We start from the raw sequence: 12,615 nt of genomic DNA on the forward strand, positions 1-12,615 counted from the left end.
TCCTCATCAAGTGCAAGATGAAAAAACTATTTGAAATACGATAACAAATCAGACTTCTTGGATGATGAAACCATAACTTCTTTGCCATTGCTCAAAATAACGCTGCCCCCTTTTCCTTTTACGTATTTCACCACTTCATTTACATTGACCAAATAGCTCTTATGTACCCTAGCAAAACTATGACCTTTTAGGGCTTCTTCAAAATACTTAAGTGTTTTACTAACTACCTTCTTTTTGTTATTATCTAAATATATCTCGGTATAGTTGTCGTCTGCTTTACAGTATAAAATGTCTGAGGTGTTTAGAATTTCAAAACCGTCAAGCTGAGGAATAGTTATTTTACCATCCACATTATTTGCTTTTGGAATCAAAACTTGGTCTTGAAGGGCATTTTCCTTGATTTTAATTTCGGTTACATAGTCTACAGCCTTTATAAGTTCATCTATAGAAATGGGTTTCATTAAATAGTAAGAAGCATGGGCATTTAAAGCCTCGATGGCATAATGATTATAAGCGGTTACAAATATTGTTTCAAAATCTATATCGCCTACTTTATCCAAAAGATCAAATGCATTTCCATAGGGCATCTCCACATCTAAAAACACCAAATCCAATTCATGGTTTCTAATTAAAATCATGGCCTCATCGACGTTTTCGGCCTCTCCCAGAATAGCTATATTAGGACAATATTTAGCTAAGTAGTTCTTTAAGATAGCTCTACTTGTTTGCTCGTCTTCGACGATAATGGCATTAAGTTTCATTTAATCTTTTTTTATTGTTACAACAACCTTTGTTCCAGGATCTTCTCCTTTTTGGAAATCACTAACCTGAACATCGACTTTGTCCTTATACATTTCGTTTAAAATATGGACCCGCTTCTTTATATTGACCATACCTTTTGAATTTTGCTTTTTTTGGTTTTGGGTCTTTAAATCTTTTGAGCGTTTTCTTCCAATGCCATCATCTGTTATAGTTATGCAAATTTCATCAGAAGATGTTTGCGCAATCGCAATCTCTAAATACCCTTTTGTTTTTTTATATCGCAATCCGTGCCAAACGGCATTCTCTATGTAGGGTTGTAATAGCATTGGCGGTATAACAAAATCCTTAACCCTTATATTATTGTCTACCTTAATGTTATAATCGAACTTATCCTTAAACCTAAAATGCTCGAGTTTGGTGTAAAGTTGTAAGAGTTCAATTTCCTTTTCTAAGGTTATAAAATCCTCTTCACTATTCTCTAAAACGGCGCGCATAAGTGATGAAAAATCGGAAAGATATTTATTGGCCGTACGCTCATCGTTAGACGCAATAAAGCTATTCACAGAATTGAGGGCATTAAAAATAAAGTGAGGATTCATTTGGCTTCTCAAAGATTTTAATGCCAATAAATTATTTGCTAGTCGTTGTTGGCGGATATTTTTTATCATTAAAAAGGCAGCGACCAATAACAATAAAAGCCCACCAAAAAGTGAATAAATAAGCAACTTTTGCCTTTTAGATTGTTCGGTCGTTAGCCTATACTCTGTTTCGGCTAATGCCTTTTGACTCTCCAAACTAGATATTCTATTTTGTTTGGTCACCAATTCTTTACTAAATCTGGAGGCCCTGGCAATTTCTTGTTCTTTCAAAATATAAGCCTTATCTACCAACTCTACATAACTCTGGTAAGCCAGTAGTGCTTTATCGAACTGCCCTGAGCTTTCATAGACTTCAGACAATTTTCTAGTTGCATCTTTTTGAACAATCAAATCCTTTCGCTTATCGGCTTCCTCTATACTTTGCTCAAGGTAGTTAATGGCATTTGACACATCATTTTGAAATGCATAAGCCCTACCGATTTTATAGGTTTGTTTTTGTAGCGTTAAGGCACTCTCATTATTAACTAGAGAATCTTTCTCAATATCTTCAATATCCTCGAGAGCCTGCTTTCTAAGTTCTATTTCTGTGGAATAATTGGAATTCCTGCTTTCAAAATCGGCTACCTTAACTTTTTCCTGCAAGGCACGTTTCTTGTTCTCGCCTTTGGCTAAACGTAATGAATTGGAAAAAAAATCCTGGGCCTCGCTAACCTCACCTTTTAGGTTGTAAACCTCAGCTATTTTAGAATTTAAATCGGTAACCTTAGGTGTAATAAGATGTTTTTGGGCTACCTGAAGCCCTTCTTGATAGGTTTGGACCGACTCGTCGTATTTTTGAATGGCCATGTAGACATCTCCCAAACCTTCATAAAGCACTACTAATTGATAATTAGACAAATTTCTTTTATCAATATCATTATATAACCGCATACTCTCCTGAAAATTCTTATTCTCTCTGAGTGCCTTACCCAGTTTTAATCTCACCTCATTAGAGTCGTTGTCATCGAGACTGGTCTTGTAATTAGAAACCGCTAAATCGTACTGTTTCCAATACATATTTATATCACCTAAGACCTCGTACGCTTCTGCATTTTCTTTTCTAGAATTACTTAACTCTAATGCATCTGTTATGAACTGAATACTCTTTTTTGCATCTTTCTTGAGGTAAGTTTCAGCAGAATCTATGAACCAGTTAAATTGAGGTTTCACACCAGTTTTAGATGACTTTTTGGAGACGAATCGTTTCTTTTTCTCCGGATGCACCTCTACCAGAATACGTTCGCTACTTTGAATGGTATAATATATGGTTTCAAAATCGATGTGCCTTATAATTAACTCATCTCCTTGTTTGGCCTGAACTCTAAACTCTCCAAATATATCGGTGGTTGTGTACGAACCGCCATTTACCTCTACATTTACATCTGGTATGGCTTCTCTTGTTTCACTTTCAATAACCTTTCCCCTAACGGTAAACTTCGAGGTATTCTGCAAATCTTGTTGAGCTATTAGCGACATGGAGCCAAAAACAAAACCAAAAGTTAATATGTACGTGAGTGCCTTGAGCATAGATTCTTATATATCGATAAACTTACGCACTTTCATTGGTTTAAGAAAATAGCAAATTTAGAATTTAGGCTGATTTTGTTCGTAAAATGGAACATTTACATATTGAAACTTCGCCTTTACTCATTGATATGAAGACTTAACTCATTCTACTTTTTTTAAAAAAAACTTTGATTATAGATTTATGGCACTCTATTAAAATAGTTCATTAAATCAAAAAACAAATCTTATGAAAATCATTAATTACCTTTTACTATTCATTATTTCTACTCAGGTCATTAGCGCTCAATCTGGTAGCAAGAATTTTATCGACCAACCGTACATTGAACTTACTGGTAAAGCTGAAACAGAAGTCACTCCCAATGAAATCTACCTAAAGATTCAAATAAACGAAAATGATAAAAAAGGTAAAGTTAGTGTTGAGAAGCAAGAAGCTCAATTAATAAAAGTTCTGAAGTCACTCAATATAGACATTGATAAAAACTTCTCAATTTTAGACTTTGATGGTTATTTCCAAAGAAAATTCTTAGCTAACAATGAAGTCTCTAAAATTAAAAATTACCAACTTATAGTTAATGACGGTAAAACCTTAGGTAAGGTTTACGTAGCCCTAGACAAAATAGATGTTTCTAATATTTCTATAACTAAAACGAGTCATACCGATATGGAACAGATAAGAAGAGATACTAAACTAAAAGCGTTAAAAGCCGCCAAAGAGAAGGCTGATCAATATGCTAATGCCATTAACCAGTCTATTGGAAATGCCATTCACATACAAGAAATCAATAATACATTCAGAAATAACTCTATGGAATCGAATACTCTTAATGCCTTTTTTAAACATGAAGACAAATCTTATGAAATAGAAAATTTGAATATTAAGTCTATTACGGTGACTGCGAGTGTTATGGCCAAATTTATATTAAACTAAAAACAAGTCTTATGAAAACTTACTTAAAAACACTTTTTATCGGCTTAACTTTAATTGGATTCACTACCTGTTATGCCTATGATAAAAAACCAAAAAACACAGTAACTACTAAAACTGAAGTCAACAAAACGTTACATGACAAAAAATTCATTAAAGTTGCCTTACTGTTAGATACTAGCAACAGTATGGACGGTTTAATAGACCAAGCTAAAGCCCAACTTTGGGACTTAGTCAATGAACTTTCTTATGCGAAATGCGGAACGGACAAACCTCAACTAAAAATTGCGCTTTACGAATATGGTAATGATCGACTAAACGGCGAGGAAGGATATATTAGACAAGTACTTCCTTTTAGTGAAGATTTAGACGATATCTCTAAAGAACTGTTCTCATTAACCACAAATGGAGGTAATGAATACTGCGGACAGGTAATACAAACCTCTCTTAATCAATTACGTTGGGGAAACAATCCAGACGACTTAAAGTTAATTTTTATTGCAGGGAACGAACCTTTTACCCAAGGAAGCGTAGATTACAAAAGGGCTGATGTAAACGCCAACGAAAAAGACGTTACTATTAACACTATTTTTTGTGGTAATTATGACCAGGGCATATCTACAAAATGGAAAGATGGAGCCAAATTAACAGACGGCGACTACATGGCAATAAATCACAACAAGAAAACGGTTCATATAGATTCACCTTTCGATGATGACATACTCATCCTTAATCAAAAATTAAACAAAACCTATATTGCATACGGTAAAAAAGGGAAGCATAAAGTTGCCGAACAAGCCAGGCAAGACACTAACGCTAGTTCTTACGGAAATGCAAATGCCGTAAAGCGTTCCATTAGCAAAAGTTCTCATTTCTACAAAAACTCATCTTGGGATTTAGTAGATGCGGTAGCATTAGATAAAATTGATGTAGAAGATATTGAAAAGGAAGCGCTACCCTCAGAACTTAAAGAAAAATCTACAGAAGACATCAAAACTTATATTTCCACCAAACAAAAAGAAAGAAAGGAAATCCAAAAAAAGATTCAAGACTTAAATGTAAAACGAACCAAATATTTATCTGAACAGACAAAAACTGACAAAAATAATGGTTTGGAAAATGCTATGAGCAAAGCCATAAAGGAACAGGCCAAAAAGAAAAAATACATTTGGGATTAAACAATATAGGCTCGTTATTTTACGAGCCTCTGTTTTTTTAATAATTAACTGCTGGACAATTACAATCGTAACGCTCTCTTCTACAGCCAAAGTTGTAACCTAAGGTAAATTGATGAAATCCACCATTGGTGAAAACGACAGAGTTTGTTTGGTGCGTGTAATTATACGCAAACATAAAGTTCTTATAATTAACTCCTACTAGAGGTGTTATTTGCTGTAGTCTTTGACTGTTAATGGTATTGGCATTAATGTACTCAGCACCATCAAAACTATTTCTGTACGATAAACCAGCCCAAATCGTTCCGAAATCCATTTGTCTGTATACCTTGGCGTTTAAGTCTATTGAGGCCTCTTGAGTAGCATCTCTATATTGGAACATAACAGAAGGTTCGTAACTCCAAGCACTTCCGTATTTTCCAAGAACACCTCCAGCTGTGATTAAATAACGTCTAAGGTTACTGGTTACATTTTCTTGTTTGTTAATACCATCATTATTCAACATATTCTTAACGGCACCATGAACGTAGTAGTCTAAATAGTGATAGGAAAATCCAAAATCAACATTAAAATTCGTTGCATTCTGCACAATCCCATCAATTAACGGGTCTCCAAATGGTGCATCGGCTAAAAAAGTAGTCTCGTCTAACCTGTATTGAATAACCCCAGCACTAAGTCCAAAAGACAGCATATTTAAATCTACTTCACTTCGTGAAAACATAATGTGGTGCGCATAAGTCGCATACGCTCCGGTTTGTGAATGGAATCCGTTTTTATCGGTGTACAATATCCCTCCAACACCTGAAGGACCATCACCTATTCTACCATTTACACTAACCGTTAAAAGTTTTGGTGCATCTTCATGGCCAAACCACTGTTGTCTGCCAGTCATTCTTATCTTAGAACAGTTAGCCGCACCAGCCATAGACGGATGTATTAAATAATAATTATCGGTAAGATAATCTGTGTAGATGGGTAAACCTTCTTGTGAAAAAGTTGCTTCGGTTAAGATGATAGCAAAAATTATAGCAAATATATTTTTTAGACTCATAATCTGTTAGACCAAGTGGGTTTAGATAAGTTTAATCCAAACGTCTTGATTCTTAAAAAATTACACAAAAAAGAACAAAACCTCAACTTTGTTCTTCTGTATCAGAAATTTGGGACACAGAACTCAAATATATGGATATCTATAGTTTTCTTTTAGTATTTTTGTAAAAAATTAGCTAAAATGAACACTTTCACGGTTTCTGTGCAAGAAACATCAAACGACTCAATAGTAAAATTTGAGACCAATCAGTTTTTAACAAAACACCAAAGTTTTGAATTCGGTAACATAGACGAAGCTAAACTATCTCCTTTAGCGCAACAATTATTCTACCTTCCTTTTGTAAAAAAGGTTTACATTTCTGGAAACTTTATTGCCGTGGAACGTTTTGATATTGTTTCATGGAAAGATGTTCAGGATGAAGTTGCAGAACAGATACAAACATATTTAAATAACGGAGGTGTGGTAATAACCGAAGCGGAAGCTCCTAAAAAAGTTCCTGTAACGGTTTATGCTGAGGCAACACCAAACCCTGCCGTAATGAAGTTTGTTGCCAATAAAAAAATAGTAACGGCACTTTTTGAGTTCACATCCATAGACGAAGCTAAATTATCGCCTTTAGCCTCAGAATTATTCCATTTACCATTTGTAAAAAGTGTATTTATTGAAGAGAACTATGTTTCCATAACAAAATACGAAGTTGCAGAATGGCAAGACATTACTATTGAGCTTAGAGAATTCATAAAAAAATTCATTGAAAGCGGCAAAGACATAGTACTTCCTGAAGCTGTAGAAAAACTGGAACAAACCACGCAGCAGAAAGATTCTAATTTCGAGGCACTCGATGACACTTCAAAAGAAATTGTAAACATTTTAGAAGAGTACATTAAACCTGCTGTTGCAAGTGATGGAGGTAATATACAATTCCTGTCTTACAATGAGGAAACCAAAAATGTAAGTGTACTTCTTCAAGGTGCGTGCAGCGGATGCCCATCTTCAACATTTACACTAAAAAACGGTATAGAAAACATTCTTAAACAAATGTTGCCCAACAAAGTTGAAATGGTTGAGGCCATTAATGGATAGTTGATTTCTTTGTGACTTTTGAAATTGCGATGGGTCTTACATTCTAGAACAAAAGGTTTGTTATATAAATTCCTCATTTAAAAAACTCAAAATTTATTAATTTATAAAAAACACATTTAAATTATGGATACAGAAAAATGGATTGCTATCGCCCAAGATCTAATTGTAGAATATGGCTTAAAAGTTATTGGAGCTATTGTCATATGGATTATTGGTTCTTGGATTATTAAAAAAATTACAAAAGGCATTGCCAAAGTAATGACTAAGCAGAATTATGAAGTAAGCCTTCAAAAATTCTTACTCAATCTTATAGGCTGGGGCTTAAAAATTCTGTTGTTCCTCGCTATACTCTCTCAACTAGGTATTGAAACAACATCTTTTGCTGCGATCCTGGCCGCTGCAGGTTTGGCAATTGGTATGGCCTTACAAGGGTCTTTAGGAAACTTCGCAGGAGGCGTTTTAATAATGATTTTCAAACCATTTAAAATTGGCGATTTGATTGAAGCCCAAGGCGAGCTTGGTGTTGTTAAAGAAATTGAAATCTTTACCACTAAATTAACAGGTTTGTCAAATAAAGAAATTATAATTCCTAACGGCTCGTTATCTAACGGTAATATCATTAATTACACAACAGAAGGAACTAGAAGAGTGGATTTGGTTTATGGCGTTAGTTACGATGCCGACATTAAGCAGACAAAAGAAGTCATGATGAATGTACTTACATCACACCCAAAGGTTTTAAAGAATCCTGCTCCAGCGGTTACTGTATTGGAATTAGCCGATAGCTCTGTGAACTTTGCGGTTAGACCTTGGTGTAATACGGAAGACTATTGGGATGTTTACTTCGACATTACTGAAAATACCAAATTAGCGCTTGACGAAGCAGGAATAGAAATTCCTTATCCGCATCAAGTCGAAATTCAGAAAAAAGGATAATTACGATTTGGGCTTTAAAGCCACAAAATCCTTTAAATAATAAGGTTCAAAATAGGCGACATCTTCGGTGTCGTCTATTTTATATTTATTAAAAGCCAAAGCTCCCATATTGTTAGCTGATGGCAATTTGTCTTCAATAAATACAGCGTTGGGATGATTAATAAGTGTTTTTGTTTTCTCAACACCGTCTCCTATAAAGTATACTTTACCCTTATTTAGAAATTCTGAAAAAGAACTTTCTTCTAAAATTTGTGCTTGTGTTTCTCTAATTTGAGTATTGTTTTCGTCAAAAATAGCAGAATATACCTCCATTCTTCTGGCATCTAACATTGGCACTATAACACCATTATCGCAGGAAACCTGTTGCGCCAAAGATTCTAATGTAGACACCGATAACAAAGGGACATCTAATGCAAAAGCCAAACCTTTAGCTGCAGAAACCCCTATACGCAGGCCGGTATAAGACCCAGGGCCTTTACTTATTGCAACAGCATCTAAATCCGTTTTAACAATACCTGCTTCCTTTAGAGCTTCTTCAATAAAAACGTGTAACTTCTCGGCATGTGAATACCCATTTCTACTATCCTCCTTTAACTTAATAACCGATTCTCCTTTTGAAATCGATACCGAACAATTCGTAGTTGCGGTTTCTATATTTAATATTATTGCCAATTATTTAGTTTAATTCCTGTATTGGAATTCCAAAATAAAACTCCAACACTTTTAGTTTAAAAATATAATCGTATTTCGTTCTAATTACCTCACTTTGAGATTGTTCAAATCTTGCTTGAGACTGACTAAAATCGAAAGAATTGGATAATCCAGTACCAAAACGTTCTTTAGCATAAAAGTAGGCTTCTCTTCTTGCCTCTTCTGTTCTTAATGCAGCATCGTAAGCTTTAAGGGCGCCTTTGGCATCATTCATTGCTTGAAACACTTCAGTTTCAAGATCCAGTTTGGCTTGTTCGAACTGATTTTTGGAACGTTCTAGGTTTACCGTACTTCTTTGCACATTATTTTTAGCCGAAAAGCCGTTAAAAATAGGCACTCTTAAACTTAAACCAAAATTATGACCATCATTCACACTAAATTGATCAAAAAGTCCGTCTGGTCCACCAATAATACGCTCGGTATTAAAATTTGGCGATAACACGGTTTCGCCGCTTCCCTCAACAAAACCAATAGATGTAAATGTACCATCAGGAACCCTATCTACTCCTAAAATTTGATCACTGTTAGATGCTCTGGTATTATACCCATAAAACCCCGATAAGGAAGGTTGCAGATTTCCTTTTGAAAGTTTTAAGTCATATTCTGCCAATTTAACATTGGCATCAGCAATTTTAATATCGTAACGGTACTGTTCGGCCTTTTCTACAATAGTCTTGGGTGATTCGTTAAGTATCGAAGTTAAAGGGATATCATAAACAACATCCTGAGTGTCGAAATTTTCGTAGTCGTCTATTCTTAATATTTGCGCCAAGCTAATTTTAGAAAGCATTAGTGCATTTTCCGTATTTACTATTTGCTGCTCTTGCGTCGCTAAAGTTGCTTTAATCTCAAGAGCATCCCCTTTAGGCAAAACACCAGCCTCAACAAGTTCGTCGGTACGAATTAAATCTTGCTTGGTAATTGTGTACTGAGCTTGTTGAATCTTTAGCTGTTCTTTATTGAATAGAATCTGTAAAAAAGAATTTGCTACCATGAGCGAAATATCATCTTTCATGTCCTCTAACCTATATTGACTGGCAAGAATGGCTAGATTAGAACGGTGTAACTGATTTACATTTCGTAAACCATTGTAAAGAGTAACATTCGAGGATAAACCGAAAGAAGTAAACTGAGTGGTTAAATTTTCTAATAAACCTGTAGTGATATTCTGGTTTAAACCAATATTCCAAGAATGACTCCCTGAGGCATTGAGTGTAGGAAGAAAATTTCCTCTAGCATCTTTTTTGTCTATTTCATTTTGCTTAACATTCAACTCACTTTGCTTTACACTTATATTATTTTCTAGAGCATAATTAACACATTCCTGTAGTGTCCATTTTTTTTGTTGCCCGAAAGAAAACTGTAGTGTGCATAACAGAGCTGCTACCAAAAACCCATTTTTCATAAACACTGTCTTGAAATTAAAATTAGTCATCGTCGTTACTTTCATTTTCATCTTCAGAGGCCTTATTCCAAACTTTAATTTTATCACCTTCCTTTACGCCTTTGGTTATCTCTATATTGATACCGTCAGACAATCCTAGCTCAACGCTTTCCTTTTTGTATTTGTTTTCATCAACTAAAATTTCAACAAAAGGTTTTTCTGTTATTCTGTTATACTGAAGTAGAGCTTCTCTTATAGCGAGAACACTATCTTTTGCCTCAATATCAATTTCGGCATTCGCACTGTAACCCGCTCTAATATTTGTTTCAGAATCTACTTCAACATCAGCTTTTACGGTAAACTGAACCGCGCCGTTTTCCTCTTTTCCTTTAGGAGCAACGAAAGTTAACTTAGCAGGAAACTCTTTTTCTCCAATAGCTCCAAGAATAACTTTTATATCCTTACCCTCTTCTATTTTGCCTACCTCAGCTTCATCTACTTTACCTTCAAAAATCATAAAACTCATATCGGCAATAGTAGCTATAGTTGTCCCTGCATTAAAGTTATTACTCTGAATAACTTGATCTCCCTCTCTAACAGGAATTTCAAGAATAGTACCAGATATTTGAGCTATAATGTTCGTATTGGCAGAACTTCCTCCAGATATAGAGCCCCGTTTAATAATTTGATAATCGTTCTGAGCCTGGGCTAAAGTCTCTTTAGCCTGTTTGTACGACAACTCACTGTTCTCAAAATCCTGCTGGGATATCACACCTTTTTTATGGAGCGCTTCATTTCTTTCATAAAGGGTTTTAGCATTATCAAAAGACAGTTTAGACGACGCTATTCTACTTTTAGCACTCACTAAGGCTTGCTCATTAGGCACTACTCTAATTTTTGCGATTAAGTCCCCTTTTTCAACAATATCGCCCTCTTCTACAAGAATTTCATCTACAATACCAGAGATTTGAGGTTTTAACTCAATTTCCTCTTCCGGATTCAATTTACCTGTAGCTACTGCTTTGGTATTTATTGAAGTGTAAAAGGGTTCTTCTACATCAAAAACCTCAATTTCCTTAGAATTGGCATCCATGAAATATTTTAATACGAAAGCTAAAGCGAGTATCGCTACAAGAACTAAAATAATTTTTACTGTTTTATTCATTTTTTTGATTGTTTATTCTTCTCTTAATGCTTCTATTGGCTTTACACTTGTGGCTTTAAATGCCGGTATCAATCCAATTAAAGTACCTAAAGTGATTAAAATTACTAGGGCTACAAACACCACATTGATTGAAACCGACGGGTTTACTAGTGTAGCATCGGGCCCTTGTCCTGCTACTTGATTTAGTATCATTAACGTTATACCGCCAAAAATAATCCCTATGAAACACGCAATTAAACATAGTACTATAGCCTCTAAAATTACCTGGCTCTTTATTTCAAGAGGTGTTGCTCCTATTGCTCTTCTCAAACCAATTTCCTTGGTTCTTTCCTTAACGGTTATTAATAATATATTCCCAATGGCAAAAACACCTGCGATAAGCGTTGCGATGCCCACAAACCAAGTTAGGAATTGCATTCCTGTTAAAAACCCAGTGACCTTTCCAAATTGTTGCCCTGCATTGGCACTCCCAAAGGCCCTTCTATCGCTAGGATGGATTTTATGTATATTTTTAAGCAATAGTTTGCTATCCTTTTCTACCTGAACAATATTAAACTCAGGCTTAGCCGTTATGACCATCCAGCCAATTCTTCCTCCTTGATTAAATATTTGTTGAAAGGTGGTAAATGGTATATGCATATTAATAGGAGGCCCCATGTTTATGTTTGAAACTTTGAAAACCCCAACCACTTTAAAATTTATTCCGTTAATAATTATATACTCACCTATAGCTTTTTCATCTTTTTCAAACAATTGTTTGTAAATATCTTCGGAAATGACAGTCACCTTTCTCTTGTGTTTCATGTCGTTTTCGTTTATGAAACGTCCGTGAATCAGTTTTTTCTTTTCTACGGCATCTAAAAGCGGGTAGTCTCCTCCAACTTGAAAAGTTCCAGAGAGTACTCCCCGATCTACTTTGGTACTTCTTTGGCTTCTTGGAACCACAAACTCTACTCCCGGAATATGTTCTTCTACGCGATGAGCGTCATCTAAAGTTAACCTTACTCCTCTACCTTCCTGAAAACCCTTAAATGGCTTACTTGTTCTTTGTCCCCATATAAATACAGTGTTGGTTGCAAAATCACCAAATAGTCTATTAAAACTATTTTCCATACCTCTGGCCGAACCTAATAATGCAATGAGAAGAAATATGCCAAAGCCTACCCCAAAAATGGTAACTATTGTCCGCAATTTATTTTTACGAATACTATCGTATAATTCCTGCCAAGTATCTCTATCAAACAAAAATTTAATCATA

11 protein-coding genes are annotated in these 12,615 nt (G+C 35.1%); 4 read left to right on the forward strand and 7 right to left on the reverse strand.

Going from position 1 to position 12,615, the window contains the following annotated elements; genetic code table 11:
* Nucleotides 1–26: 26 nt before the first annotated feature.
* Together M0214_RS04240 and M0214_RS04245 are read right to left on the reverse strand one after the other, a co-directional pair.
* Nucleotides 27–761, reverse strand: coding sequence for a LytTR family DNA-binding domain-containing protein (locus M0214_RS04240; protein WP_248724226.1), 735 nt, complete (start codon nucleotides 759–761; stop codon nucleotides 27–29).
* A complete protein-coding gene (locus M0214_RS04245; RefSeq protein ID WP_248724227.1) occupies nucleotides 762–2,927 on the reverse strand; it encodes a histidine kinase in 2,166 nt (721 codons plus the stop codon).
* Nucleotides 2,928–3,153: 226 nt separating this feature from the next.
* Here M0214_RS04245 and M0214_RS04250 point away from each other — a divergent pair, with 226 nt between their 5' ends.
* Together M0214_RS04250 and M0214_RS04255 are read left to right on the forward strand one after the other, a co-directional pair.
* Nucleotides 3,154–3,855 carry an SIMPL domain-containing protein gene (locus M0214_RS04250; protein WP_248724228.1) on the forward strand — a complete coding sequence of 234 codons (702 nt, stop codon included), beginning with the start codon at nucleotides 3,154–3,156 and terminating at the stop codon, nucleotides 3,853–3,855.
* 11 nt (nucleotides 3,856–3,866) lie between these two features.
* Complete coding sequence (locus M0214_RS04255; protein WP_248724229.1) at nucleotides 3,867–5,030, forward strand: hypothetical protein; 1,164 nt, start codon at nucleotides 3,867–3,869, stop codon at nucleotides 5,028–5,030.
* Nucleotides 5,031–5,067: 37 nt separating this feature from the next.
* Here M0214_RS04255 and M0214_RS04260 read toward each other — a convergent pair whose 3' ends face one another.
* On the reverse strand, nucleotides 5,068–6,078 hold the full coding sequence (locus M0214_RS04260; RefSeq protein ID WP_248724230.1) for a type IX secretion system membrane protein PorP/SprF: 1,011 nt from the start codon (nucleotides 6,076–6,078) through the stop codon (nucleotides 5,068–5,070).
* Between the two features lie 180 nt (nucleotides 6,079–6,258).
* On the opposite strand from M0214_RS04260, the gene M0214_RS04265 reads away from it, so the two are divergent.
* Nucleotides 6,259–7,161 (forward strand): NifU family protein, encoded by a 903-nt coding sequence (locus M0214_RS04265; protein WP_248724231.1) that lies wholly within the window; start codon nucleotides 6,259–6,261, stop codon nucleotides 7,159–7,161.
* Nucleotides 7,162–7,284: 123 nt separating this feature from the next.
* A complete protein-coding gene (locus M0214_RS04270; RefSeq protein ID WP_248724232.1) occupies nucleotides 7,285–8,097 on the forward strand; it encodes a mechanosensitive ion channel family protein in 813 nt (270 codons plus the stop codon).
* Here M0214_RS04270 and tsaB read toward each other — a convergent pair whose 3' ends face one another.
* Genes tsaB through M0214_RS04290 form a run of 4 tightly spaced genes read right to left on the reverse strand, consistent with a single transcriptional unit; the run spans nucleotide 8,098 to nucleotide 12,614 of the window.
* Nucleotides 8,098–8,769 (reverse strand): tRNA (adenosine(37)-N6)-threonylcarbamoyltransferase complex dimerization subunit type 1 TsaB, encoded by a 672-nt coding sequence (tsaB, locus tag M0214_RS04275; RefSeq protein WP_248724233.1) that lies wholly within the window; start codon nucleotides 8,767–8,769, stop codon nucleotides 8,098–8,100. It lies immediately after the preceding gene.
* Nucleotides 8,770–8,773: 4 nt separating this feature from the next.
* Nucleotides 8,774–10,213: a TolC family protein gene (locus M0214_RS04280; RefSeq protein ID WP_248724234.1), complete on the reverse strand. Its 1,440-nt coding sequence runs from the start codon at nucleotides 10,211–10,213 to the stop codon at nucleotides 8,774–8,776.
* 22 nt (nucleotides 10,214–10,235) lie between these two features.
* Nucleotides 10,236–11,357 (reverse strand): efflux RND transporter periplasmic adaptor subunit, encoded by a 1,122-nt coding sequence (locus M0214_RS04285; protein ID WP_248724235.1) that lies wholly within the window; start codon nucleotides 11,355–11,357, stop codon nucleotides 10,236–10,238.
* A gap of 12 nt (nucleotides 11,358–11,369) precedes the next feature.
* On the reverse strand, nucleotides 11,370–12,614 hold the full coding sequence (locus tag M0214_RS04290) for an ABC transporter permease (RefSeq protein ID WP_248724236.1): 1,245 nt from the start codon (nucleotides 12,612–12,614) through the stop codon (nucleotides 11,370–11,372).
* Nucleotide 12,615 lies beyond the last annotated feature (1 nt).

The sequence above is a fragment of the Seonamhaeicola sp. ML3 genome (genome assembly GCF_023273855.1).
Lineage (GTDB): Bacteria > Bacteroidota > Bacteroidia > Flavobacteriales > Flavobacteriaceae > Seonamhaeicola.

What these genes read in the sequence shown, in the direction of transcription:
- M0214_RS04240 (WP_248724226.1), bottom strand. Translation starts at nt 761, where the DNA reads ATGAAACTTAATGCCATTATCGTCGAAGACGAGCAAACAAGTAGAGCT.
- M0214_RS04245 (WP_248724227.1), bottom strand. Translation starts at nt 2,927, where the DNA reads ATGCTCAAGGCACTCACGTACATATTAACTTTTGGTTTTGTTTTTGGC.
- M0214_RS04250 (WP_248724228.1), top strand. Translation starts at nt 3,154, where the DNA reads ATGAAAATCATTAATTACCTTTTACTATTCATTATTTCTACTCAGGTC.
- M0214_RS04255 (WP_248724229.1), top strand. Translation starts at nt 3,867, where the DNA reads ATGAAAACTTACTTAAAAACACTTTTTATCGGCTTAACTTTAATTGGA.
- M0214_RS04260 (WP_248724230.1), bottom strand. Translation starts at nt 6,078, where the DNA reads ATGAGTCTAAAAAATATATTTGCTATAATTTTTGCTATCATCTTAACC.
- M0214_RS04265 (WP_248724231.1), top strand. Translation starts at nt 6,259, where the DNA reads ATGAACACTTTCACGGTTTCTGTGCAAGAAACATCAAACGACTCAATA.
- M0214_RS04270 (WP_248724232.1), top strand. Translation starts at nt 7,285, where the DNA reads ATGGATACAGAAAAATGGATTGCTATCGCCCAAGATCTAATTGTAGAA.
- M0214_RS04280 (WP_248724234.1), bottom strand. Translation starts at nt 10,213, where the DNA reads ATGAAAAATGGGTTTTTGGTAGCAGCTCTGTTATGCACACTACAGTTT.
- M0214_RS04285 (WP_248724235.1), bottom strand. Translation starts at nt 11,357, where the DNA reads ATGAATAAAACAGTAAAAATTATTTTAGTTCTTGTAGCGATACTCGCT.
- M0214_RS04290 (WP_248724236.1), bottom strand. Translation starts at nt 12,614, where the DNA reads ATGATTAAATTTTTGTTTGATAGAGATACTTGGCAGGAATTATACGAT.